The organism is Actinopolymorpha singaporensis, from assembly GCF_900104745.1.
In the GTDB taxonomy this organism is placed as follows: Bacteria; Actinomycetota; Actinomycetes; order Propionibacteriales; family Actinopolymorphaceae; genus Actinopolymorpha; species Actinopolymorpha singaporensis.
Genome location: NZ_LT629732.1, coordinates 4,319,720 through 4,343,031 on the forward strand (window position 1 = coordinate 4,319,720; position 23,312 = coordinate 4,343,031).

24 protein-coding genes are annotated in these 23,312 nt (G+C 70.7%); 15 read left to right on the plus strand and 9 right to left on the minus strand.

Going from position 1 to position 23,312, the window contains the following annotated elements; genetic code table 11:
- Positions 1–87 precede the first annotated feature (87 nt).
- Complete coding sequence (locus tag BLU27_RS19400) at positions 88–1,011, plus strand: sulfurtransferase (protein WP_092655091.1); 924 nt, start codon at positions 88–90, stop codon at positions 1,009–1,011.
- Here the strand turns inward: BLU27_RS19400 and BLU27_RS19405 are convergent.
- From BLU27_RS19405 to BLU27_RS19415, 3 genes are all read right to left on the minus strand, one after another.
- Entirely contained in the window at positions 955–1,443 is a 489-nt protein-coding gene (locus tag BLU27_RS19405) for a hypothetical protein (protein WP_092655092.1), read from the minus strand. The two genes, BLU27_RS19400 and BLU27_RS19405, sit on opposite strands and share 57 nt — an antisense overlap.
- 231 nt (positions 1,444–1,674) lie before the next feature.
- Positions 1,675–2,841 (minus strand): septation protein SepH, encoded by a 1,167-nt coding sequence (gene sepH / locus BLU27_RS19410; protein WP_157728694.1) that lies wholly within the window; start codon positions 2,839–2,841, stop codon positions 1,675–1,677.
- Between the two features lie 233 nt (positions 2,842–3,074).
- Positions 3,075–4,298 carry an MFS transporter gene (locus BLU27_RS19415; RefSeq protein ID WP_092655094.1) on the minus strand — a complete coding sequence of 408 codons (1,224 nt, stop codon included), beginning with the start codon at positions 4,296–4,298 and terminating at the stop codon, positions 3,075–3,077.
- 149 nt (positions 4,299–4,447) lie between these two features.
- On the opposite strand from BLU27_RS19415, the gene BLU27_RS19420 reads away from it, so the two are divergent.
- The 9 genes from BLU27_RS19420 (at position 4,448) to BLU27_RS19460 (ending at position 15,080) form a co-directional block, all read left to right on the plus strand.
- Positions 4,448–5,524, plus strand: coding sequence for a ferrochelatase (locus BLU27_RS19420; RefSeq protein ID WP_092655095.1), 1,077 nt, complete (start codon positions 4,448–4,450; stop codon positions 5,522–5,524).
- Positions 5,525–5,646: 122 nt separating this feature from the next.
- Positions 5,647–7,764: a S9 family peptidase gene (locus tag BLU27_RS19425; RefSeq protein WP_092655096.1), complete on the plus strand. Its 2,118-nt coding sequence runs from the start codon at positions 5,647–5,649 to the stop codon at positions 7,762–7,764.
- Complete coding sequence (locus BLU27_RS19430) at positions 7,761–8,621, plus strand: inositol monophosphatase family protein (protein ID WP_172804996.1); 861 nt, start codon at positions 7,761–7,763, stop codon at positions 8,619–8,621. Before BLU27_RS19425 ends, BLU27_RS19430 begins: the two co-directional genes overlap by 4 nt.
- A gap of 568 nt (positions 8,622–9,189) precedes the next feature.
- On the plus strand, positions 9,190–10,275 hold the full coding sequence (locus BLU27_RS19435; RefSeq protein ID WP_092657888.1) for an ABC transporter permease: 1,086 nt from the start codon (positions 9,190–9,192) through the stop codon (positions 10,273–10,275).
- 2 nt (positions 10,276–10,277) lie between these two features.
- On the plus strand, positions 10,278–11,195 hold the full coding sequence (locus BLU27_RS19440) for an ABC transporter permease (protein WP_092655097.1): 918 nt from the start codon (positions 10,278–10,280) through the stop codon (positions 11,193–11,195).
- 9 nt (positions 11,196–11,204) lie between these two features.
- On the plus strand, positions 11,205–12,092 hold the full coding sequence (locus BLU27_RS19445) for an ABC transporter ATP-binding protein (protein ID WP_092655098.1): 888 nt from the start codon (positions 11,205–11,207) through the stop codon (positions 12,090–12,092).
- On the plus strand, positions 12,085–12,984 hold the full coding sequence (locus BLU27_RS19450) for an ABC transporter ATP-binding protein (protein WP_092655099.1): 900 nt from the start codon (positions 12,085–12,087) through the stop codon (positions 12,982–12,984). Before BLU27_RS19445 ends, BLU27_RS19450 begins: the two co-directional genes overlap by 8 nt.
- Complete coding sequence (locus BLU27_RS19455; protein WP_092655100.1) at positions 12,981–13,166, plus strand: hypothetical protein; 186 nt, start codon at positions 12,981–12,983, stop codon at positions 13,164–13,166. Before BLU27_RS19450 ends, BLU27_RS19455 begins: the two co-directional genes overlap by 4 nt.
- Before the next feature lie 48 nt (positions 13,167–13,214).
- Complete coding sequence (locus tag BLU27_RS19460; RefSeq protein ID WP_092655101.1) at positions 13,215–15,080, plus strand: ABC transporter substrate-binding protein; 1,866 nt, start codon at positions 13,215–13,217, stop codon at positions 15,078–15,080.
- A 162-nt stretch (positions 15,081–15,242) separates the two neighbouring features.
- Here the strand turns inward: BLU27_RS19460 and BLU27_RS19465 are convergent, their stop codons facing one another.
- Both BLU27_RS19465 and BLU27_RS19470 read right to left on the minus strand, forming a co-directional pair.
- Entirely contained in the window at positions 15,243–16,460 is a 1,218-nt protein-coding gene (locus BLU27_RS19465; protein WP_092655102.1) for an ABC transporter permease, read from the minus strand.
- Entirely contained in the window at positions 16,457–17,416 is a 960-nt protein-coding gene (locus tag BLU27_RS19470) for an ABC transporter ATP-binding protein (RefSeq protein ID WP_092655103.1), read from the minus strand. The genes BLU27_RS19465 and BLU27_RS19470 overlap by 4 nt, the downstream gene beginning before the upstream one ends.
- Before the next feature lie 338 nt (positions 17,417–17,754).
- Between BLU27_RS19470 and BLU27_RS19475 the strand changes: the two genes are divergently transcribed.
- Positions 17,755–18,054, plus strand: coding sequence for a DUF4193 domain-containing protein (locus BLU27_RS19475; protein WP_092655104.1), 300 nt, complete (start codon positions 17,755–17,757; stop codon positions 18,052–18,054).
- Between the two features lie 185 nt (positions 18,055–18,239).
- On the opposite strand, the gene BLU27_RS19480 is transcribed toward BLU27_RS19475, so the two are convergent.
- Both BLU27_RS19480 and BLU27_RS19485 read right to left on the minus strand, forming a co-directional pair.
- Complete coding sequence (locus tag BLU27_RS19480) at positions 18,240–18,482, minus strand: DUF4235 domain-containing protein (RefSeq protein WP_241827521.1); 243 nt, start codon at positions 18,480–18,482, stop codon at positions 18,240–18,242.
- A 159-nt stretch (positions 18,483–18,641) separates the two neighbouring features.
- Positions 18,642–19,244, minus strand: coding sequence for a DUF3093 domain-containing protein (locus tag BLU27_RS19485; protein WP_092655106.1), 603 nt, complete (start codon positions 19,242–19,244; stop codon positions 18,642–18,644).
- Between the two features lie 53 nt (positions 19,245–19,297).
- On the opposite strand from BLU27_RS19485, the gene dut reads away from it, so the two are divergent.
- The 4 genes from dut (at position 19,298) to BLU27_RS19505 (ending at position 21,896) form a co-directional block, all read left to right on the plus strand.
- On the plus strand, positions 19,298–19,783 hold the full coding sequence (gene dut / locus BLU27_RS19490) for a dUTP diphosphatase (RefSeq protein ID WP_241827522.1): 486 nt from the start codon (positions 19,298–19,300) through the stop codon (positions 19,781–19,783).
- A 1-nt stretch (position 19,784) separates the two neighbouring features.
- Complete coding sequence (locus BLU27_RS19495) at positions 19,785–20,552, plus strand: DUF3710 domain-containing protein (protein ID WP_241827523.1); 768 nt, start codon at positions 19,785–19,787, stop codon at positions 20,550–20,552.
- Between the two features lie 64 nt (positions 20,553–20,616).
- The gene (locus tag BLU27_RS19500; RefSeq protein WP_092655108.1) at positions 20,617–21,012 is read left to right on the plus strand and encodes an OB-fold nucleic acid binding domain-containing protein; all 396 of its coding nucleotides are present in this window, start codon (positions 20,617–20,619) and stop codon (positions 21,010–21,012) included.
- Between the two features lie 2 nt (positions 21,013–21,014).
- A complete protein-coding gene (locus BLU27_RS19505; protein ID WP_157728696.1) occupies positions 21,015–21,896 on the plus strand; it encodes a DUF3159 domain-containing protein in 882 nt (293 codons plus the stop codon).
- A gap of 12 nt (positions 21,897–21,908) precedes the next feature.
- Here BLU27_RS19505 and BLU27_RS19510 read toward each other — a convergent pair whose 3' ends face one another.
- Together BLU27_RS19510 and BLU27_RS19515 are read right to left on the minus strand one after the other, a co-directional pair.
- Positions 21,909–22,592, minus strand: coding sequence for a potassium channel family protein (locus tag BLU27_RS19510; protein ID WP_092655110.1), 684 nt, complete (start codon positions 22,590–22,592; stop codon positions 21,909–21,911).
- Positions 22,592–23,254 carry a potassium channel family protein gene (locus BLU27_RS19515; RefSeq protein WP_092655111.1) on the minus strand — a complete coding sequence of 221 codons (663 nt, stop codon included), beginning with the start codon at positions 23,252–23,254 and terminating at the stop codon, positions 22,592–22,594. The genes BLU27_RS19510 and BLU27_RS19515 overlap by 1 nt, the downstream gene beginning before the upstream one ends.
- Between the last annotated feature and the right edge of the window lie 58 nt (positions 23,255–23,312).

Below are 23,312 nucleotides of genomic sequence, written 5' to 3' on the forward strand. Positions count from 1 at the left end.
CCGGCGCTCGATGCCGCCGGGCAGCCAGCCTGTCAGATCGCCGGACACCAGTCGATCACCGGCCCACCGCCTGGGAGACTGGCCGCCATGAGTCCGATCCTCTCCGTGCCGGACCTGGCCACCTGGCTTGCCGGTGACCACCCGCCCGTCGTCCTCGACGTCCGGTGGACGTTGACCGGCCCACCGGCCCGCGAGGTCTACCAGGCCGGGCACGTGCCCGGTGCGCGCTATGTCGACTTCGACACCGTGCTGTCCGGGCCCGCCGACCCCGCCGGCGGTGGGCGGCACCCCCTGCCCGCCCCGGAGGTGTTCGCCGCGGCGATGCGTGACCTCGGCGTACGCACCGACACCGACGTGGTGGTGTACGGCGCACCCGACGGCTTCGGCGCCGCGCGCGCCTGGTGGTGCCTGCGGTACTTCGGGCACCGCTCGGTACGCGTGCTCGACGGCGGGTTCGCCGCCTGGGTGCGGGCTGGTCAGCCGGTCGAGACGGGGGAGCCGGCTGCCATGGAGGCGGCGGGTGACTTCGTTGCCCGGCCCGGTGGCATGCCGGCGCTCGGCGCGGACGAGGCGGCCCGGCTGGCCCGGTCCGGCCTGCTGCTCGACGCCCGGGCGGGCGAGCGCTACCGCGGCGAGACCGAGCCCGTCGACCCCGTGGGTGGCCACATCCCCGGTGCGCTGAGCGCTCCCACCGCGGCGAACCTCGACGCCGACAGCCGGTTCCTGGACCCCGCCCGACTACGGGAGCGGTTCGCGGCCCTCGGGATCGAGTCGCCGGCGGACGGCCTGCCAGGCGACGACGTGTCCGGGGACCACGCGGCGCCGGTTGCGGTGGACCCGGCCGAGGGCGGATGCGGCGTGGGCACCTACTGCGGTTCCGGAGTGAGTGCGGCGCAGCAGGTGCTCGCGCTGGAGCTGGCCGGCGTACGCGCCGGGTTGTACGTCGGCTCCTGGTCAGACTGGGTGTCCGACCGTCAGCGGCCGGTGGCCACCGGCCCGGACCGGGGCTGACGTCCACGCCGCGGGCGAGCCGGCGGACGTGCCGGCACCCGGGGCGAGTTCGGCGAGCAGTCGTTCGAACAGCCCCGCGGCCGCGTCCACGGACAGCAGCCCGGCCTCGTAGCCGCGCCAGCCGTGTTCGGCGGCGCCGTCGTAGCGCGCGCCGTCGACGGCAACCGCGCCGGCCCGCAGCACCACCCGGGGCGGCGCCTGCGGGGCGGGCAGGTGCTGACCGCAGCCGCAGTCGCAGTGGCCGGCCGGGTCGGCGAACAGAACGTCATCCTCGGCGTACCGCTCGAGGTCCACGGTCGTTCCGTGGCACCGAAAGTGCAGCAGGCCGCCGACCGGGGGCAGTGCCCACAGCCGCACCGGGACGGGGTGGCTCGGCGGCACGACACGCAGGCCGCGGTCGAAAAGAGTGCGAGTCCAGGCAGCGAAATCCATCGCGGGCGTCCTCGAAGATGCTGGTTGATGCTGCGGCGGCAGGCCGCGGGACCGGATGAGGTCAGCAGCAACAACAACAGCGGTGCAGGACGCCAGAACGCATGGCCGAAGTCTGCCAGCATTCCGGCCCGGCCGAACATGGCGTCCAGCATCCGGACACGATGTCCAGCGCAGCCGGGGACGAACCCACCCGGCCCAGGATCGCCCAGGACGAAGCAGACGCCGGGGGGACTACTCCGAACCGCGGCCGCCGCCGAAGAGGATGTCGTCCCAGCTGGGTACAGCGCTGCGGCCCTTGCCCTTGCCGCCGGCCGCTCGTGCCCGGCGGCGCCGGGCCTCCGCCGCCCGCCGACGAGCAGGCTGCTCCGGCGCGGGCTGCTCCTTCTCCACGGCCGGCTCGCTCTCGGCAGATACCTCGGGCTCGGCGACAGCTTCGGGTTCGGGGACGACCTCGACTTCGGAATCGCGGGCCCGCCCGTCCGAGGCGGCCGGTGCCGGGGGCGGCGGGAGTTCGTCCGCCGGCGCGGACGCTGCCGCCTGCTCGGTGTCCGGTGCTTCGTTCAGGTCGGGAACCTCGTCCGGCGCGAGGTCGTCGGGTTCGTTCGCGGTACCGCGGGCACTCGGCGCCGGCACCACACGCGGGCCCTGCCCGGCGGCGACCTGGCGGCCGATGCTGTGTGAGAGGTCGATGGTGTCCTCTGTGTCCGGCCTGGCGTCGTCCGGCGGCGGAGCGAGCCGCAGCCGGTGCGCCTCACGCGACTGCCGTTCGGCCGCGGGCTCGGACGGGGCCGGCGCGGCGGGCGGAGGGACGATGCTGTCCATCGGCGCCTCACCCACCAGGGCACGCGCCTTGGCGTCGGAGGTGACGACGACCCGGCCGAGTGGGTCATAGCTGAACTTCGCGCGGTGCTCCTCGCCCTCGAACGTGAAGGTGACCGTGACCGCCCAGCGCCCCTCGGGAGTGCGCCAGGCGTCCCACGTGGCGTGGTCGCGACCGACGCCGAGCGCGTCCAGCCGGCTGCCGACCGCCTCGTCGAGGATCTGCGCCGGTCCCTCGCGGCCGTTACGGCGAAGGGCGCAGCGGCGGGCCTGTCCGGCGGTGTACTCGCGTTCGGCAAGCACGGGACCGGCGTAGCGCAGGATCCGCTCGATCGGCACCTCGGCGGCCGCGGCGACGGACTCCGACGACTCACCGGCACGCAGCCGCGCCTGGATCTCCTTGGGTCGGAGCCGGCTCTGCTTCTCCAGGGGGGCCGAACCCTGCCGCGCCCGATCGCTCACCACGGCTCCGCGGAGCCGGTCGTCGATCTTGAGTGCGAACTCCTCCCCCGAGCCCTCGTGAGTCAGGAGCAGATGGGTGCCGTCGTCGCTGAGGTGTACCAGCCTGACGTCGCGCACGGTGTGCCTCCCCACTTGTCGAGCCTGCTCAGTCTCTCGCGTACCGGAGGGACGATGCCAGGCACCGCGCCGGAGACACCCGAGGCGGTTCGACTGATCCGTGGTCTCGGGGGAGTACGCCATTCGCGAAGACCCTACGGACCCTAGCGCGTCGGTGTCGGTCTCCGGGGCGCGCAGAAGGGCAGGCCGGGGTCAGGAAGGGCGGGCGAAGGTCCGGCGATGGCCGGCAGGCGTCACGTCGTGGTCAGCTCGACGGGCTCGGTGACATCGGCGGGCGCACCTCGTCGCGGCGCCCTGGCCACGAACGCGACGAGCACGGTGACGACTCCGGCGGTGAGGGGGACGTAGAAGCCCGCGCGTCCACCCGCGGCGTCGACGACCTGACCCGCGACAGCGGCACCGGCCGCCACACCCGCGGCCATCCCGGTGGTGGTCCAGGCCATGCCCTCGTTGAGCCGGGCCGGCGGGACGGTGCGCTGCACGACCGCCATGCTCGCCACCAGCGTGGGCGAGATCGCGAACCCGGCCAGGAAGAGGACGACGCCGAGCACGCCGAGGTGACCGATGAACGGCAGCGGCAGCATCGTCGCGGCGATCGACGCGGCGCCGAGCCGGAACCGCTTCATCGGCGGCATCCGCAGCCGCATCGCTCCCAGCGCCAGCGCCGACAGCATGCTCCCCGTGGCCCAGCCGGCCAGCAGAAGACCGGACGCGGACCGGTGACCCGCGTCGGAGGCGACCGCGACGACCACGACCTCGGCGCTGCCGAACAGCGCGCCGAGACCCGCGCACGCCACGACGACGGGACCGAGCACCGGCCAGCCGAGCGGTGGCTTCACCTGTTGCCCGCTGCCGGGACGGTGGACCGGCGGCTGGGTACGCCGCTGTGCGGCCAGCAGGCAGGCGCCGACCACGCCCGCGACGATGGCCGTCACCAGTCCCGCGACCGGGCTCACCGTGGTGGCCAGCAGGGTCACCAGCGGCGGGCCGACCATGAAGACGACCTCGTCCAGCAGTGCCTCCAGCGCGAACGCCGTGTGCAACTCCGGCTTGCCCTCGAGCAGATGGGTCCACCGGGCGCGGACGTAGGAACCGACCAGCGGGCCGGACGCTCCGGCGACCGCCGCCAGCGCCTGGGGGAGCGGGGACGCCACTCCGGCCCGTACTGCGACGATCAGGCCTCCCAGCGCGACCGCGTTGAGCGCCGCGATCAGGGGAAGGACGAGGTGCTGCCCGTGGCGGTCGACCAGGCGGGCCTGCACCGGGGCCAGCACCGCCGCCGCGATGACATAGGACGCGGAGATCGTGCCGGCCAGGCCGTAGGAGCCGGTGGTGGCCGACACGAGCAGGACCAGACCGAGCCCAACCATCGACAGCGGAAGTCGGGCGAACCAGCCGGTGAGGGAGAAGGCCAGGCTCCCGGGATGGCCGAGGATCGTGCGGTAGGGGCTGAACATGACAGGGCAGCTCACGGTTGGGGTTGGTCGGACGTGGTGGTGGTGGTGCGGTGCCTCACGTGCTGTGCGATGTGCGGCGACGAGCCCGGGGAACCGCTCCGCTCACCCTAACGAGCAGCACCGACAGGGCACCTGCGAATATCGGGACCATGCGAGCCGTCCCGATCGATGCCGTTCTGCTGGTCTCGTTCGGCGGACCGGAGAAACCGGACGACGTCGTGCCATTCCTCGAGAACGTCACCCGCGGGCGGGGCATTCCTCGCGAACGCCTCGCCGAGGTGGGCCAGCACTACTTCCTTTTCGGCGGCCGCAGCCCGATCAACGACCAGTGCCGGGCGCTGAAGGCCGCGATGGAGGAGGACCTGCGGGATCGCGGCCCGGACCTCCCGGTCTACTGGGGAAACCGCAACTGGGACCCCTACCTGTCCGACACGCTCGCGCGGATGCGCTCGGCCGGGGTCCGGCGGGCGGCCTGCCTGTTCACCAGTGCGTACGCGTCCTACTCGGGGTGCCGGCAGTACCGCGAGAACCTCGCCGACGCACTGACCGACATCGGCGAGGGCGCCCCCGAGCTCGTCCGGCTGCCGCACTACTTCAATCGTCCCGGTTTCGTCGCTCCCTTCGTGGACGGGACGGCCGACGCGCTGCGGAGCCTGCCGGCCGGGTCGCGGATCGTCTTCGTCACCCACTCGGTGCCCGAGGCGATGAACGCCGCCAGCGGGCCCGAGGGCGGCCGCTACGTCGCCGAACACCGTGACGTCGCGACCACCGTGGCCACCGAGGTGGCCGGCCGGACCGGCCGGGAGGTCGGCTGGGACCTCGTCTACTGCAGCCGGTCCGGTCCGCCGAGCCAGCCGTGGCTGGAGCCGGACGTCAACGACCACCTCGCGGCGCTGGCCGATCGAGGAGTGCCGGGCGTTGCGGTGGTGCCGATCGGTTTCGTCTCCGATCACATGGAAGTGCTGTACGACCTGGACACCGAGGCCCGGGCCACCGCCGGCCGGCTCGGGGTGGCTTTCACCCGGGTGGCCACGCCGGGGGTCGACCCGAGGTTCGTTCGCATGGTCGGCGACCTCGTCCGGGAGCAGGTCGCCGCGGACAAGGATGACGAACGCGGCGGGGGCACCGAGCTGACGGGTTCTCTGGGGCCCACCTGGGGCAACTGCCCAGCCGGGTGCTGCCGCAACCCGCGCGGTGACCGCCCGGCCGCCTGCGACGCCGGCTGAGTCCGTCCGAACCACCGTCCGAACCACCATCCGAGGCGCGCGCCGACCCTGACCGGCCGGAGTGGGCCCGCGGTCGAAGATCATCTCGCCCTGTGGGGGTGGCCGCCCCTAGGCTGATCCGCATGACTGCGGAGACGGCCACCCCCTTCCACGATCTCGACACATACGTAGCGTTGCGGCGCCTCGCCGGTCTGTGGCTGGCGCCGGACGGCAGCCGCCTGGTGGCCGCCGCCCAGCAGCTCTCACCCGACCGCAAGAAGTACGTCACGTCGTTGTGGCAGGTCGACCCGTCCGGTGCGCGCCCGGCGCGCCGGCTCACCCGCGGCACCACCGGCGAGAGCGGTGCGGCGTTCCTGCCCGACGGCTCGCTGCTGTTCGTGGCCAAACGACCCCACGAGGAGTGGCCGGAGCCGCCGGAGTCCTCGCGGTCCGAGGAGTCCGAGGTGCCCGCCGACACCGACTCGGCGGAGGCGTCCGCCGGTGACGGTGACGGCGCGAACGACGCCGACAAGCCCGCCCTGTGGGTGCTGCCCGCCGGAGGCGGCGAGGCGCGTCGGGTGCTGGCCCGGCCGGGTGGGATCGGCGGAGTCATGGTGGCGCGGGAGGCGGGCACGCTCGTGTTCACCGCACCCACCCTTCCCGGCACCAAGTCCGCCGACGACGACCGTGAGCGCCGCAAGGCCCGCGCCGACGCGTCGGTGTCGGCGATCCTGCACGAGAGCTACCCCGTTCGTTACTGGGACCACGACCTCGGCCCGGACGAGCTCCGCCTTTTCGCCGCCGACGCGTTCGACGTCGACGAGGGCCGGCCGCGGCCCCGCGATCTCAGCCCCGAGCCCGGCCGCGCGCTGGACGAAGGCTCGGCCGACGTCAGCGCTGACGGGCGCACCGTCGTCAGCACGTGGAAGGTCGCGACCCGCCAGGGCGACCACCGCGTCGACCTGGCGGCGTTCGACACCGCGACCGGAGAGCGCCGGGTGCTGGCCACCGACCCCGACCACGACCACGAGGGCCCCCGAATCTCACCGGACGGCCGTTGGGTGGTGTGTTCGCGCGAGCGCCGTAGCACCACCGAAGCCGCGCCCGACGTCACGTTGTGGCTGGTCCCGCTGAACGGCGGTGAGGCGCGGGACCTCACCCCCGAGCTCGATCTGTGGCCGCGCGAGCCCCGCTGGTCCCCGGACGGGCACACCATCTACTTCACCGCGGACGAACGCGGCCACTGCCCGGTCTTCGCCGTGGACGTCGCCACCGGCTGCATGCGCCGGCTCACCGCGTCCGGCGCCTATGCCGCACTCGAGCCGGCGCCCGACGGCCGTTCCCTCTACGCGCTGCGCAACGCCGTGGACGCGCCGCCGTCGATCGTCCGGCTCGCGGTCGGCGCCGTCGACCAGGAGGCGGAGCGACTGCGCGGCCCGGAAGCGACCCCCGAACTCCCGGGACGGCTCACCGAGGTGACCGCGACCGCCCAGGACGGCTCGGACCTGCGGGCCTGGCTGGTGCTTCCCGACGGCGCTTCCGCGCAGCAGCCGGCACCGCTGCTGCTGTGGATCCACGGTGGTCCGCTGTCGTCGTGGAACACCTGGAGCTGGCGATGGAACCCATGGCTGATGGCCGCCCGCGGGTACGCCGTCCTGCTGCCCGATCCGGCGCTGTCCACCGGGTACGGCCAGGAGTTCGTCGACCGGGGGTGGGGCCGTTGGGGTGCCGAGCCGTTCACCGACCTGATGGCGGTGACCGACGCCGCCCTCGAGGTGCCCGAGATCGACGCCGACCGGACGGCGGCGATGGGTGGTTCGTTCGGCGGCTACATGGCCAACTGGGTGGCCGGGCACACCGACCGGTTCAAGGCGATCGTGACGCACGCCAGCCTGTGGGCCCTGGACCAGTTCGGTCCGACGACGGACGTGGCGTCCTACTGGTTCCGCGAGCTCACTCCCGAGCGCGCCCTCGCCAACTCACCGCACCTGTCCGCGGAGCAGATCACCACGCCGATGCTGGTGATCCACGGTGACCGCGACTACCGAGTGCCGATCGGGGAGGGCCTGCGGCTTTGGTGGGAGCTCAACCGCCTGCACGACGGCGACCCGGCCGAGCTGCCGCACCGCTTCCTCTACTTCCCCGACGAGAACCACTGGGTGCTCTCACCGCACCACGCGAAGGTGTGGTACTCCACGGTGTTCGCTTTCCTCTCCTGGCACGTCGAGGGGGCGGGCTGGGAACGCCCGGAGCTGGTGTGAGCGCGGAAACGACCGGCGATCCCGCGGCGCTGCTCGACCTCGCGGCACGGACGGCGCGCGAGGCGGGCGAGCTGCTTCTCGCGCGGCGGCTGACCGACGAGGTGAGCGTCGCGCACACCAAGTCGACGCCGACGGACATCGTCACCGCGATGGACACGGCGTCGGAGGCGCTGATCCGTGACCGGCTCCGTGTCGCGCGCCCGGACGACACCATCCTCGGCGAGGAGGGCGGCAGTGTCCCTGGCGGATCCGGGGTCAGGTGGCTGGTCGACCCGCTCGACGGCACCGTCAACTACCTGTACGGCCTGCCGGCGTACGCCGTGAGCATCGCCGCGGAGGTCGCCGGCGAGGTGGTGGCCGGTGCCGTGTTCTGTCCGCCCGCCGGGGAGTTGTGGACGGCGGTGCGGGGTTCCGGCGCCTGGCTGAACGACCAGGCGGTGCGGGCCGGCGACGTGTCCGAGCTCGACCGTGCGCTGGTCGGGACGGGCTTCTGGTACGACTCCGGCCTGCGCGCCCGGCAGGCCGAGCTGTTGCGGCACGTCCTGCCCCGCGTGCGCGACGTCCGCAGGATCGGGTCGGCGGCGCTGGACCTGTGCTCGGTGGCCTGCGGCCGACTCGACGCCTACTACGAGACCGGATTGCATCCATGGGACTGGTCGGCAGGTCTGCTGGTGGCCCGGGAGGCCGGCGCCCGGGTCGGTGGCCTGCCGGGGGAGGCCGCGAGCCGCCGGCTGGCGATCGCCGCAGCGCCGGGTGTCTTCGACGAGCTGCGGTCGCTGGTGGTGACCCACGGGGCGGACGTCGTGGGGAGCCCGGTGGTGGCCGTCCGCGGCGCGAGCAGTTCGGGCGGCTGCTAGTCGGACGCCCGACGCTTGGTTTCTTCGACCGTTCGGTGTGCGCGGAAGAAACCAATGCGGTAAATCTCACATTGCTCCGCATCAAAGCCGTGCCTTGACTGCACTTGGTAATTGTCCGAACGCTTTCCGGAGTCACCCGGAAACTGGTCCGTGAGCCTTCACCGCAAACGCTGTGACAACGCCACCGGCCCTCCCGCCGATTCGTACACAACCGACGGTGCGCGAACACCGGAGAACCTCCCCGGCGCGTGGTTCCGCCGGTACGACACGGACGCCGCCAAATCGCCACGAAACCAGACATAAGGTGTAGGAGCTTGCGCGAAACGGGATGGACATAGCCAGGACTGTGCAGATTTCCGCAACAAAATCGGGTTACAACTTGCCTGATGTGGTTCCGTTCCGCCCCGGTGAAGGTATACGTTCCGGGTCAGCCGAAGTTCCCGGTGCGAATCCGTACGGGGAGCACTATGTGAAACCACGCATCCCTGTGACGACAGTGTCGGATCGACTGCGCATTGTGCGCGGAAGCCGCCGGTCGTACCGGTGATGAAGAAGCCGGGAGGTGAAGGTGGCTGCGACCGAAAGCCTGGAGACGGACGAGCCGGAGAAGGGCTCGAAACCGGCCGGCCGGAGATCGTCCACGACGAGGTACATCGTGGGCCGGGTCGTCAAGGCTTTCCTGACGATCTACGTGGTTGCGACCGCCATCTTCTTCCTGGTGCGACTGCTGCCGGGCAACCCGGTGGACGTCTACATCAACCAGCAGATCGCGCAGTACGGCATGAGCTACCAGGAGGCCGCCAACGCCGCGGCCGGCCTGTTCTCCTTCGACCCGAACGAGTCGAAGTTCATGCAGTACGTCCACTACCTCAGCGGCCTGGTCCAGGGTGACCTGGGCACCTCGCTGCTCTCGCCGGGCTCCTCGGTGACCTCCCAGATCGGCGCCTACCTGCCGTGGACGTTGTTCAGCGTGGGCATCGCGCTGATCATCAGCTTCCTGCTCGGCATCGGCATCGGCATGGCGATGGCCTACCGGCGCGGCGGGATCTTCGACCACGCGATGACCCTGGTCGCCTCGATCACGCACTCCGTCCCGAACTTCCTGCTGGCGATGATGATCATCGTCTTCTTCGGCGTCCAGCTGGAGTGGCTGCCGATCGCGAACATGCGCGGCGCCTACTCGCCGGGCGTGCACCCGGAGTTCAGCCTGTACTTCCTCTCCGACGCCTTCTACCACGCAGCCCTGCCGATGTTCGTCTACGTGCTGACGTCGCTCGGTGGCTGGATGCTGGTGATGAAGTCGTCGACGGTGGAGACCCTCGGCGAGGACTACGTGACGGTCGCCCGGGCGCGGGGGCTCACCGACCGCCGGATCCAGGTGCAGTACGTCGGCCGCAACGCCATGCTGCCGCTGTTCACCAGCTTCATCCTCTCCCTCGGCTTCGTCGTCGGCGGCTCGATCCTGGTCGAGCAGGTGACGCAGTACCAGGGCATCGGATTCCTGCTCTACGAGGCGGTCCAGCGTCGTGACTACCCCGTCCTGCAGGGCATCCTGCTGATCGTCACCATCTCCGTGGTGCTGGCAAACCTCGTGGCCGACCTGCTCTACAGCCGGGTCGACCCGCGGATCCGCATCACCAGCAAGGAGGGCTGACCGTGACCCAGATCCTCGACACCGGCACGATGCAGCCGGCCCAGGCCCCGGCGCCGGACGAGCAGGGCACGGGCGCGTTCCGCTCCTTCGTCCGTGAGCTGATGCGCAGCAAGACCGGCTTCCTCGGCTTCTGCGTCTTCACGCTGATGGTCCTCGTGTGCCTGATCGGCCCGCTGTTCACACCGAACGACCTGCCGACCAACACCAACCTCATCTACGGGCCGGCGAGCTGGAGCCACCCGTTCGGCTTCGACTCCGAGGGCCGCGACGTGTTCATCCAGGTCGTCGACGGCGGCCGGGCGGTCATCCTGGTCGGCTTCCTCGCCGCCCTGATCTCCACCGTGATCGCGGTGGTGTTCGGTGCGCTGGCCGCCTACCTCGGCGGTCGGGTCGACTCCATCATCGTGACGGCCACCGACATCGTGCTGACGGTGCCGAGCATCATCCTGCTCGCGGTACTGGCGGCGTTCTACCGCGTGGGCGACTCGATCACGCTGGCCATCATCCTCGGCGTGCTCGGCTGGCCCGGTCTGCTGCGCGCCGTCCGCGCCCAGGTGTTCTCGCTCAAGCAGCGGGAGTACATCGAGGCGGCCAGGCTGCTCGACCTCGGCACGGGCCGGATCGTGATCCGGGAGATCCTGCCCAACATGGCGAGCTTCATCCTGATGAACTTCGTCATCGGCATGACCAACGCCATCTACGCGATGGCCGGTCTGTACCTCCTCGGCCTGGCGCCCATGCAGGGCGACAACTGGGGCATCATGATCAACTTCGCCTGGACCCGCGGCGCCATCTTCTTCGACGGCAGCCTCGGCTACATCCTCGGTCCGGTCCTGTCGATCTGCATCCTCCAGCTCTCGCTCGTGACGATGGCGAGGTCGTTCGAGGAAATCCTGAACCCCCGACTGCGGCACAACTAGGAGGACGCTGTGGGAGAAGGCGTAGTCGAGGGTTCGAACGCGAACCCCACGGGCGAGCCGGTCCTGTCGGTGCGCGACCTGGTGGTCGAGTACAAGACCGGGCAGGGCGTGAACGACCCGGCCCACCGTGCCGTTGACGGTGTGAGTTTCGACCTCTACCCGGGCGAGAGCATCGCGCTGATCGGGGAGAGCGGCTGCGGGAAGACCACCCTCGGCCTTGGCCTGCTCCGGCTGCTGCCGAAGCTGGGCTCGATCCCGTCGGGGTCGGTGACCTACCGGCGCCGGGACGGTTCGACGGTCGACCTGCTCAAGCTCGACAAGCAGCAGCTGCGGAAATTCCGGTGGTCCGAGGCCGCCATGGTGTTCCAGGGCGCGATGAACTCCTTCAACCCGGTGCTGAAGGTCTGGGACCAGATGTACGACACCGTTCGCGCGCACGACCGCTCGATGTCGAAGCGAACGGCGTACGAGCGGGCCACCCAGGTCCTTCGGGACGTCGACCTCGACCCGGACCGGGTGCTGAAGTCCTACCCGCACGAGCTGTCCGGCGGCATGCGCCAGCGCGTGCTGATCGCGATGGCGATGCTGCTGCGTCCGCAGATGCTCATCCTGGACGAGCCGACCACGGCGCTGGACATCCTCACCCAGCGGGCGATCGTCGACCTGATCCACGAGCTGCACGAGCGGCTGGACTTCGCGATGATCTTCGTCTCGCACGACCTCGCGGTGGCCGCCGAGCTGGCCACCCGGGTGGCCACGATGTACGGCGGCAAGATCGTCGAGATGGGCGACGTACGCGACATCTTCTACCGCCCCCAGCACGACTACACCAAGAGCCTGATCAACGCCGTGCCCACCGTGACCGAGGAGCGCAAGGAGGTGCCGACCCATGGCTGACGAGGCGACGTCCGGCCCGCTGCTGGAACTCGACCGCATCACGCAGGTGTTCAGCACCCGCCGCGGCGAGGTGCGGGCCGTCGACGACGTGACCCTGCGGCTCGGGGTGGGCGAGGTGATGTGCCTGGTCGGGCAGAGCGGCTCCGGCAAGAGCACCACGGCGAAGATCGCCTCCGGGCTGCTGCGTCCCTCCGAGGGCGTGGTGCGGTTCGAGGGTGAGGACATCCTCGGGCAGCGGCGCCCGGACAAGAGCCGGTTCAAGCGGTTCCGCCGCGCGGTGCAGTACGTCCACCAGGACCCCTACGCCTCGCTGAACCCGATCCAGGACGTCTACTCCACGCTGTCGGCGCCGCTTCGGCGGCACGGCCTGGTGAAGAACCGCTCCCAGGCGCGTGAGCGCGTGGCCGAACTCCTCGCCCAGGTGGGGCTCACCCCGCCCGAGACGTTCATGCCGAAGTTTCCCCACCAGATGTCGGGTGGGCAGCGTCAGCGGGTGGCGGTCGCCCGGGCGCTGACCCTCGAGCCGCGGTTGATTATCGCGGACGAGGCGACCTCGATGCTCGACGTGTCCATCCGGATCGGGCTGCTCGGCATGCTCACCAAGCTGCGTACCGAGCTCGGCGTCGGCTTCATGTTCATCACCCACGACCTGGCGATGGCGAAGTACTTCGGCGCCGAAGGCGACATCGCGGTGATGCACGAGGGGAAGATCGTCGAGTACGGTCCGACCCTTCGGGTGATCGGCGACCCACAGGACGCCTACACCCAGGCGCTGCTGGAGGCCGTGCCCGAAGCCGACCCCGACCTCGCCCGGCGCAAGCGGGCGGCCCGCACCGCGGCCAAGGCGGCGAACGCCGACGGCGCACCGGCTAGTGGGGCCCCGGCGGCATGATCGGCCCCGGTGCCGGACTCGTGGCGTTCCGGGTGGCGGCGTTCGTCGTCGTCTTCTCCGGGCTGCTGTTGCTGATCGTCGAGCCCGGCACGGCACAGTTCGTGATCACCTGCTTCATGCTCGTCATGGGGCTGTTGTTCGCGGCGTTGGTCTTCGTTCTCGTACGTCTGAAGAATCGCTAGGCAGAACCCTCCTAGCGCTGCACTGATCCCTTGATGGGGAGGAACCTGATGAACGCAACACCAGGCCCGTTCGGGCCCCAGCTTTCCCGGCGACGGGTGCTCGAGATCTTCGGCCTCGGTGCCGCGGGCGCCGCGGTGCTGTCCGCGTGTGGCGGCCAGCACAGCGGTAACGGAGGGGGCGGGGCTGGCGGCGGCGGTGGAGCCGGCGGTGGCGGTGGCAAGGGCGGCGAGTTCCGCGGTGCCTATCCGTACTCCGTGCCGCCCAAGGGCCACTTCAACCTGATGAGCGGCGTGACCGACGCGATCCTCGGTGGCACGCCCTACCAGGACCTCATTCTTCTCCCCGGCGGCATGTACCGCTGGGCGGAGAAGAAGTGGGAGCCCATGCTGGCCGAGAAGTGGGAGTTCGACGGCAAGGCGAAGACCTTCACCTACCACGTCCGCCAGGGCCTTTCGTGGAGTGACGGCAAGCCGATCACCAGCAAGGACGTCGTGACGACGTTCTGGTGCCGGCGGATCATGCGCCAGGTCGAGTGGGACCTGATCGACGACGTGAAGGCCACCGACGACCAGACCGTGGTCTTCTCGATGAAGAAGCCGTCGACGGTGCTGGAGCGGTACGCCATCCGCCAGGCGATCTTCTCCGACGCGACCTACGGCGAGTTCGCCAAGCGCGCGCAGGACCTGTTCAACGGCGGCAAGGACCTCGACAGCCCCGAGGGCAAGAAGCTGAACGAGGACCTGCAGGGCTACCGCCCGAAGAACCCCGCAAAGGAGTTCATCACCAGCGGCCCCTTCACGTTCGACTTCAACAGCATCACCAACGCCCAGCTGACCCTGCTCAAGAAGGACAAGGGTTACGCCACGGACAAGGTGCTGTTCGACCGGGTTGTCCTCTACAACGGCGAGGTGCCCACCATCACCCCGCTGGTGGTCGGCAAGCAGGTCGACTACGCCACCCACGGATTCCCGGTGGCCACCGAGAAGCAGATGATCAAGAAGGGCCTGCGGATCATCCGTCCGCCGGTCTACTCCGGCCCGGCGATCTTCTTCAACATGGCCAAGCTTCCGGAGTTCAAGGACGCGCGGGTCCGCCAGGCCATCGCGCACGCGATCAACCGCAACGACAACGGCACGTTCGCCCTCGGTGACTCCGGCAAGGGCGTGAAGTTCATGACCGGCTTCTCCGACAACCAGGTGCCGGACTGGCTGAGCGACGCCGAGCAGGCCAAGCTCGACAAGTACGACCTGGACCCGAAGAAGGCGGCGGACCTGCTCACCCAGGCCGGTTGGAAGAAGCAGGGCAACTCCTGGATGAAGCCGGACGGCAAGCCGGCGGCCTACGAGATCACGTTCCCGGCGGAGTTCGCCGACTGGTCGGCGGCCGGTGAGAACGCCGCCAAGCAGTTGTCGGCGTTCGGGATCAAGGTCACCGGCCGCGGGGTCACCTTCACCCAGCAGCCGATCGACGTGGACAAGGGCAACTTCGAGCTGGCGATCCAGGGCTGGGGTACGTCCTCCCAGCCGCACCCGCACTTCGCCTTCGTCGCCGACCTGTTCACGCACAACATCCCGATCGCCGCCAACCAGGGTGGCAAGGGCATGGACTTCGAGCTGAAGCAGAACACCAAGGCGTTCGGCCAGGTCGACCTCCAGGAGGTCGTGCTCTCCGCCGCGCAGGGCCTGGACGAGGCCGAGCAGAAGCGCAACGTCGCCAAGGCGGCGGTGGTGTTCAACGAGTTGCTGCCGATCGTGCCGCTGTTCGAGCGGTACGGCAACAACCCGTGCCTGGAGGGTGTCCGGGTCGACAAGTGGCCGGCCGACAGCGACCCGCTGCTGCAGAACTCCCCGTACGCCGACAACTTCACCATCATGTTGATGTTGTCCGGCGACCTGAAGCCGGCCGGCAAGTAGGCCCGCCCAGGTAGTCGCGGAGCAGTCGCGCAGTAGCCGCGTACGCGAAACGGCCCCCGCACGATCTCGTGCGGGGGCCGTTTCGTCTGTGCGTCCCGGCTCTGCCGGCAGGCTCCCGGTCGGCAGGCTCCGGTCGGAAGGCTCCCGGTCAGTAGGCTCCGGTCAGCTGGTCGCCTCGACAGCCGAGGTGGAGCGTGTCCGCGCGCCGCGCCACGCGTCCAGCAGGGAGATCTTGGCGCCCATCCGCAGGATCGCGCCCTCGTAGATCCGCGCACCGGTCACGACCAGGGCGGCGATCGCGGCCAGCATCAGGACCAGGGCCAGCCCGATCTCCCACAGCGGTGCGTCACCCCGCGCCATCCGGACCGGAGCGCACAGCGCCGAGAACGGCGGCAGGATCGCGAGCACCCGCGAGACCAGGGCGTCGGGATGGGCGTTCACGTAGAACGTCGCGAAGAACGACACCATGATCAGCATGTTGGCCGGCCCGATGACGTTCTGCAGCTCCTCCTGGCGCGACACCCTGGCCGCGCTGGCAGCGAACACCGAGCTGTAGAAGGCATAGCCGAGGACGAACCACAACAGCACGAACCCGACCGGGATCAGCAGGTCGGTGGTGACGTTCAGCATGCCGGTTGCGTTGCCCAGGCTCAGCCCGAACGCGGCGATCACGGCCAGTTGGGCGAACCCGAGGAGCCCGATGCCGAGGATCTTGCCGGCCAGCAGCGCCCTGGTGGAGATCGCGGAGAGGATGAGCTCGACCACCCGGCTCGCCTTCTCCTCGACGATGCCGAACGCCACCCACATGCAGTAGCCGATCAGCTGGCCGTAGAGCACGATGCTGCCGATGAACGCGATCTGGCCGCGCATCTCGGCCTTGGGGTCGGTCGGGTCGAGGGCGTCGACCGCGAGCGGCGCGACCTGCTGGGCCGCCCGAACCGCCGCGGGGTCCATGCCACCCTGACGAAGCCGCTCTGCGGCGACGACGTCGCGGTGGGCGGTCTGGATCGCCGCGGCGATCTGCGGGTCCAGCTTGTCCTTGACGACCACCTTCCCGGCGGCGACGTACGCGTCGAGCTTGCCGTCGGTGATCGCCGCCCGCGCCGCCGCCTCGTCGGCGTAGCGGGCGCGTTCGACCGTGAGGTCGAGTGCCGTGGCCTGGGTCTTCACCGAGGCGGCGAGCTGGTCGGCGGCGGGTCCGGCGTAGGCCAGTCGATAGGTGTCGTCGCCGCCCAGCAGCTTGGGCAGGAAGAGCACCACGCCCAGGATGACCAGCGTGAGGACGGTGGAGAACCAGAACGACTTGTCCCGCAGTCGCTCGGTCAGCTCGCGACGGGCCACCGTGCGGGTGGCCTCGGACATGGACAGCGGGGCGCTCATGCCGGGATCTCCTGGGTGGCCGGGCTCGGGGCGGTGTGGGACGAGGACTCCGTGAGGTCCTCGGAGACGACCTCACGGAAGAGGTCGACCAGGCTCGGGGTGAGCGGCCGGAACTCGTGCACCGGGCCGGCCGCGCGGGCGGCGTCGAGCAGCTGCTGCGGGTCGACCGTGGCGGCGAGCTCGACCGTGGTGGCCAGGCTGTCGTCACGCCGGTCCTCGGCGACCACCTCGACTCCTGGAACGGCGGCTGTCCAGCCCGCGCCCGCACCGACCGCCACGAGGTAGCGGCGCGGGCGGTTCTGCTTCCGGAGCTCCTCGACCGTCCCGGTGGCGACGATCCGGCCGGCCCGGATGATGCCGACCGCGTGGCAGAGGCGTTCGACCAGATCGAGCTGGTGGCTGGAGAACAGCACGCCCACGCCGCGGCGTACCCGCTGGGCGAGGATCTCGGCCAGCGCGTCCACACCCACCGGGTCCAGGCCGGAGAACGGCTCGTCCAGCACCAGGAACGCCGGGTCGTGCACGAGTGCCGCGGCCAGCTGCACCCGCTGCTGGTTACCGAGGGAGAGTGCCTCCACCCGGTCACCGCCTCGGTCGGCCAGACCGAACTCCGCCAGCAGCTCCTCGACAGCGTTGGCCGCCACGTCGCGTGCGGTGCCGCGCAGCCGGGCGAGATAGACAAGTTGTTCGCGGATGCGCATCTTCGGGTAGAGGCCGCGCTCTTCGGGCATATACCCGAAGCTTCGCCGGGCGTCGGCGTCGGCGGGACGGCCGTTCCAGCGGACCTGTCCGGCGTCCTGTTCCAGGACGCCCATGAGGATGCGCATCGTCGTGGTCTTGCCCGCGCCGTTGGTTCCGACGAAGCCGAACATCTGCCCAGGCCCGACCGACAAGGAGAGATCATCGACGGCGACGCGGTCGCCGTACCGCTTGGTGACACCTACGAGTTCCAGCACAACGCAAGACTTTCAGGCGTTCGTGGTAAACCAGGTCATCCTCGGGGACGGTTTGTCATCGACCCGGGGTAGGATCCGGGCGCCGCGCATGTCGAACGGCGCGGGAGACCGCTCATTCGACGACCAGATCGACGACACCTATCCAGGTGCGTCCGGCCCGGAGCGGGGTAAGGCAGAATCTGCGCCCCGGATCGGGCACAAGTTCGGCCCGCCGTGCGTTAGGTGCTCGACAAGCAGTCCGGACCCGCTGCCCGAGCGCCGCAGACCGAGGGTCCCGTTACACACCGCACAACGACGTGCACACCGCAAGACCCGCTGAGCCAGGGGGAAGAGGGACGATGGCCACCGATTACGACGCGCCACGCAAGACGGACGAGGAGCTTTCCGAGGACAGCATCGAGGAGCTCAAGGCGCGGCGCATGGACAAGAACTCCGGGAAGGTCGACGTCGACGAGGCCGAGGTGGCCGAGACGTTCGAGCTCCCGGGCGCCGACCTTTCCAACGAGGAACTCTCCGTGCGGGTGCTGCCCCGCCAGGCGGACGAGTTCACCTGTTCGAGCTGCTTCCTGGTGCACCACCGCAGTCAGCTCGCGTTCGAGAAGAACGGCGGGCCGATCTGCCGGGACTGCGCCGCCTAGGTCCGCAGGACGGATCCACGCAGCACAGTCACACAGCAACGGCCGAGCGGAACAGCCAGGCAGCACAGCCGGACAGGCTGGACGGGGAACAAGAGACCTACGCGTCCGGGGGTGAGTGACCGCCACGTGCGGCGGCTCACCACCGGACGCGTCGTCATGTCCGGGCGGCCTCGCCTGGTCCGGTGCTACTTCGACGGCGGCAGCTCACCGGTCCAGCGCTGCCACAGCTTGGCGGCCTGCCGGGTCGCCAGCAGCCGGGCGATGGCGATGCCCATCCCGCTGGCCAGCGCCCAGGTGACCGCTTCCTTCCAGGTCAGGTCGGGATCCTCCGGGTCCGAGGGCGGCTCGTTGCCGGTGACGTAGCGCCAGCTGGTGTCGACCGCCTTCCGGGTCAACGCCACCGCGGCCAGCGTGCTGACACTCCGCACGAGGGTCCATCCGAGTTTCGACCTTTGCACGTGGAACCTCCCTGTTTTGGTCGAGTCTGGCATGTCGTGACCGTGCTCGCGCGAGATCCGGGCGGGGCCGGCCCGGAGTGTTGGGTGACCGCCGGCGGCCCGGTCTCGGGCGAACCGGCCCCCCGCGGCTCAGTCCGTGAGGGACCGGGAGCCCCGAGCCCGCTCCATGGCGGCTGCCAGCTGCTCGGGATGACGGCTCGCGACGTACCAGTACGGCGTGGGGTCGGTCGGGTCGGTGATCTCCACCCGGACCCCCCGGGAAATGTAGGGACGCAGGAACATCCGGGCGGTCGCGTCGGCCGCCGGGCCCCGCAGCGCCCGGGCCTGCCCGGTCGTCAGGGCCAGCACCGAGCCGATCGTCTGCTGCGGTGCCCTGGCCTTGCCGACCGAGAGCCCGGCGCCGTCCACCAGGACCCGCGTACTGCCGAGGTAGCCCAGGCCCGCACCACACAGTGCCGCCGCCAGGGCGCCGATCACGTGGCCGGGGCCGCCCATGGCGTGCTCCGCGGCGAACCACAACGACGCGACCATCACCGCCGCGAACGCCCACCAGGACACCGGCACCCACCAGCGTTCGGCGTAGAGCGTCCCCGACTCGTGCCCGGAGTTGGGGCCGGACCGGGGCTCGGAGTGGTGCTCGGAGTGTTCGAACTCGGGTCCCGGCGAGCCGGTCGGCGCGGCGTCCGCGGGCTCCGCGCGGCGATCAGGGGTGTGATCCGATGGCGCGTTCACGTCGGCAAGCCTCCCACCGCGAGCACCCGGGATTGCGAGTAGGGTCGGGCACCGTGACCAGCGCGGACGACGTACCGGTGTTGATCCGGCGTCTCGACCAGGACGTGACGATTCCGGCGTACGCCCACCCCGGCGACGCCGGTGCCGACCTCGTGACCACGGTCGACGTCACTCTTGCGCCGGGGGAGCGCGCGGTGGTTCCCACCGGCGTGGCGATCGCGCTGCCTGCCGGGTACGCCGCCTTCGTGCACCCCCGTTCCGGCCTCGCTGCCCGCCTCGGCGTATCGATCGTCAACGCCCCGGGCACCGTCGACGCCGGCTACCGCGGCGAGATCCAGGTCGTCCTGGTCAACCTCGACCCGCACACCACGGTCGAGTTCCGGCGCGGTGACCGAATCGCGCAGCTGGTGATCCAGAAAGTCGAACGTGCCCGGTTCGTCGAGGTCGACTCCCTGCCGGGGTCGCTGCGCGGCGCCGACGGCCACGGCTCGACCGGGGGCTTTACCGACGCGGGCCAACCCCGCGGTGGAGGGATCTGACGTGATTTTCCGAAGGGCCAACTCCTCACCCGCCGACCTCGACGCGCGCGACCGTCGCCGCCGGGGCCGCCGTCCGGCCGACGACGACGTGCCCACGTACGCCGTCGACGAGCAGTCCGGCACCGAGGCCGCCGACACCGGCGCGGGAACGCGGGCCGCCACGGGCGCCACGCCGCGTGCCCAGGGGCCCTACGACGCCAGCGAGGTGGAGTCGCTCCACGAGCCGCTGGAGGTGGGCCGGATCGACCTCGGCGGGCTGCAGGTGCACCCGGTCGAGGGGATGGAGCTGCGGCTGCAGGTGGACGAGGAGTCCCAATCCGTGGTCGCCGCGCTGTTCGTCCAGGAGGACTCCGCGCTGGAGCTGCGGCCGTTCGCGGCACCGCGCACCGAGGGCCTGTGGGACGAGATCCGCCGCGAGATCGCCGCCGAGACCACCCGGCGCGGAGGCATGGTGACCGAGGGCACCGGGCCGTTCGGGCCGGAGGTGAAGGTTGTCGTCCCGGCCATGATGCCCGACGGCCAGCAGGCCACCCAGGCGTCCCGCATCGTCGGTGTGGACGGCCCTCGGTGGTTCCTGCGCGGCACGCTGATCGGCCGCGCGGCGGTCGAACCCGACGCCGCCGAACCCCTGCTCGCGGCGATGGCGCAGGTGGTCGTGGTCCGCGGCAAGGGACCGATGGCGCCGCGCGACATGATCCCGCTGCGCCTGCCCGACGAGGCCCAGCGGGTCGGCCCGGAGGACGCCGATGACGTCGACGGCCTCGGCTGACCGGCACCGCCCGCGCCGTGCGGCGGTCTCGTCGTGTCCTGAGCCCCCGAGTACGCTGCGTCGCATGAGCGGCGACACAACCAGGTCGACACGCACCGGTATGTGGCGTCGTGCCCTTTCCAGACTGACCAGCAGCCAGGACGACCTCGAGGCGGCCGAGCTGCAGGACGACGTGCTGGAGGCGGGCTACGACCCGATCCACGGCTGCGCAGACCGTGAGCAGGTCAAGCTGCGCGGCACCATCAAGACGGTGACGTTGCGCCCCCGGGCGGGCACGCCCGCACTGGAGGCGGAGCTGTACGACGGGTCCGGAAAGGTGGCCCTGGTGTGGCTCGGCCGGCGGCGGATCGCCGGGATCGAACCCGGCCGGAACATCATCGTCCGGGGCCGGATCGCGGTCCACGACGACCGAAGGATCATGTACAACCCCCGCTACGAACTCAGGCCACTGGGAGAGTGAACGTGACCGACGGACCGTCGCCCCGCCCAGACGACGACTCGCCCGGTTGGGTGCCGGGCCGGCCCGCCGACCACATCGAGGCTCCCGAGCGCACCGAGGCTCCCGCCCGGCAGGACGCCGCGGCCGAACCGTCCCCGGCGCGTGCCGGCACGCCGGCGGCGGATGAGTCCGAGGAGTCAGAGGGGTCCGAGGAGTCAGAGGGGTCCGAGGAGGCAGAGGGGTCCGAGGAAGAGGACGCCTTCTCCCTCCTGCGCGTCTTCGGCGGTTGGAGTGGGCTCCTGGACGCAGGACTTCCCGGTCTGGCGTTCGTCGCCGCCTTCACTCTGTCCGGCCAGCAGTTGCGGCCGGCGCTCATGGTGGCGATCGGGGTGGGCGTGGTGTTCGCCGCGATCCGGCTGGTACGCCGCGACCCGCTGCAGAACGTCGTCGGCGGCTTCTTCGGCGTCGCCATCGCCGCGCTGATCGCCAACGCCACCGGCAAGGCCGCCGACTTCTACCTGCCCGGCCTGTTCATCAACGCCGCCTACGCGATCGGCTACCTCGTCGCCAACCTCGCCCGTTGGCCGCTGATCGGTGTCGTGGTGGGGCTGGCCGCGGGTTGGGGCACGGCGTGGCGGGACGACCCGGTGCTGCTGCGGGCGTTCACCCGGGCGGGCTGGCTGTGGGCGGGGTTCTTCCTGCTCAAGCTCGCCGTCCAGCTGCCGTTGTACCTCGCCGACCAGGTGGTCGCGCTCGGCGTGGCCCGGGTCGTGATGGGCTGGCCGCTGTGGCTGGTCCTGCTCTGGCTGACGTACGTCGTGGTGAAAGGCTCGGTGCCGCAGGAACACTTCCGTGCGGTCAGGCAGGCCGCCGAGCGGATCGCCGCCCGGCAGCACCCCAAGTGATCCCTGGCCCCGTCAGCTCTGGCGGGCCTTCTTCGCCTGGTGCGGGCACAACAGCTCCTGGAGCTCCTTCTCCCGCTCGGTGACGGCGACGAACAGGAGTTCGTCGTGCGCCTCCAGCGGAGTGTCGCCGGTGGGCACCAGCACCCGGCCCTCCCGCACGATCGCCACCAGCACTGTGTCGGGCGGCCAGGAGACGTCCTGGACGCGGTTTCCGATGCAGGTGGAGTCGGACGGCAGGGTGAGCTCGACCAGGTTGGCCTCGCCCTGGCGGAAGGTGAACAGCCGTACCAGGTCGCCGACGGAGACGGCCTCCTCGACCAGCGCGGCCATGATCCGGGGAGTGGAGACCGCCACGTCGACACCCCAGGACTCGTTGAACATCCACTCGTTCTTGGGGTGGTTGACCCGGGCGACCACCCGCGGGACGCCGAACTCGGTCTTGGCCAGCAGCGACACGACGAGGTTGGCCTTGTCGTCGCCGGTGGCGGCGATGGCCACCTGACAGCGGTGCAGCGCGGCCTCGTCGAGGGTGGACAGCTCGCAGGCGTCGGCCAGCAGCCACTCCGCGTTGGGCACCGCCTCGGCCTTGGTGGCCCGCGGGTCCCGGTCGATCAGCAGGACCTCGTGGTTGTTCTCCAGGAGCTCGGCGGCGATGGAGCGGCCGACGTTGCCGGCCCCGGCGATCACGACACGCATCAGACGTCCTCCGGTCCGGTGGCGAACGCGGCCTCGACCTTCTCGATGCCGTCCTCCCGCATGATGACGTGCACGAGGTCACCGTCCTGGATGACCGTGTCCCGGTGGGGGAGGATCCCTTCGCCGAGGCGGGTCAGGAACGCCACCCGGGCGCCGGACGCCTGCTCCAGGTCGGTCACCCGGTGGCCCACCCAGGCGGGCCCGATGTGCACCTCGGCCAGCCGGACCGTGCCGGTCGGGTCGCGCCACTCCGGCTCCGAGCCCTCCGGCAGCAGCCGTCGGATGATCTGGTGCGTCGTCCAGGGGATCGTGGCCACGGTGGGGATGCCGAGCCGCTGGTAGACCTCGGCCCGGCCGGGGTCGTAGATGCGGGCCACCACGTTGTCGACGCGGAAGATCTCCCGTGCGATCCGCGCGGCGAGGACGTTGGAGTTGTCACCGCTGGAAACCGCCGCGAACGCACCGGCCTGCTCGATTCCGGCCTCGATCAGGATGTCCCGGTCGAAGCCGATGCCGGTGACGGTGCGCCCGGCGAAGTGCGGGCCCAGCCGACGGAAGGCCTCGGCCGCCCGGTCCACGATCGCGACGCTGTGGCCGCGGTCCTCCAGGCTGTGCGCGAGTGTGGAACCGACCCGGCCGCAGCCCATGATCACGATGTGCACAGTGTCCTTCTTCGCACGATCTCTCGTCAGGGCAAAACCGAACGCTACACCGGGGCGA

What these genes read in the sequence shown, in the direction of transcription:
- BLU27_RS19455 (WP_092655100.1), top strand. Translation starts at nt 12,981, where the DNA reads ATGATCGGCCCCGGTGCCGGACTCGTGGCGTTCCGGGTGGCGGCGTTC.
- BLU27_RS19475 (WP_092655104.1), top strand. Translation starts at nt 17,755, where the DNA reads ATGGCCACCGATTACGACGCGCCACGCAAGACGGACGAGGAGCTTTCC.
- BLU27_RS19405 (WP_092655092.1), bottom strand. Translation starts at nt 1,443, where the DNA reads ATGGATTTCGCTGCCTGGACTCGCACTCTTTTCGACCGCGGCCTGCGT.
- BLU27_RS19510 (WP_092655110.1), bottom strand. Translation starts at nt 22,592, where the DNA reads ATGCGTGTCGTGATCGCCGGGGCCGGCAACGTCGGCCGCTCCATCGCC.
- BLU27_RS19460 (WP_092655101.1), top strand. Translation starts at nt 13,215, where the DNA reads ATGAACGCAACACCAGGCCCGTTCGGGCCCCAGCTTTCCCGGCGACGG.
- BLU27_RS19425 (WP_092655096.1), top strand. Translation starts at nt 5,647, where the DNA reads ATGACTGCGGAGACGGCCACCCCCTTCCACGATCTCGACACATACGTA.
- BLU27_RS19450 (WP_092655099.1), top strand. Translation starts at nt 12,085, where the DNA reads ATGGCTGACGAGGCGACGTCCGGCCCGCTGCTGGAACTCGACCGCATC.
- BLU27_RS19500 (WP_092655108.1), top strand. Translation starts at nt 20,617, where the DNA reads ATGAGCGGCGACACAACCAGGTCGACACGCACCGGTATGTGGCGTCGT.
- BLU27_RS19465 (WP_092655102.1), bottom strand. Translation starts at nt 16,460, where the DNA reads ATGAGCGCCCCGCTGTCCATGTCCGAGGCCACCCGCACGGTGGCCCGT.
- BLU27_RS19400 (WP_092655091.1), top strand. Translation starts at nt 88, where the DNA reads ATGAGTCCGATCCTCTCCGTGCCGGACCTGGCCACCTGGCTTGCCGGT.
- BLU27_RS19415 (WP_092655094.1), bottom strand. Translation starts at nt 4,298, where the DNA reads ATGTTCAGCCCCTACCGCACGATCCTCGGCCATCCCGGGAGCCTGGCC.
- BLU27_RS19420 (WP_092655095.1), top strand. Translation starts at nt 4,448, where the DNA reads ATGCGAGCCGTCCCGATCGATGCCGTTCTGCTGGTCTCGTTCGGCGGA.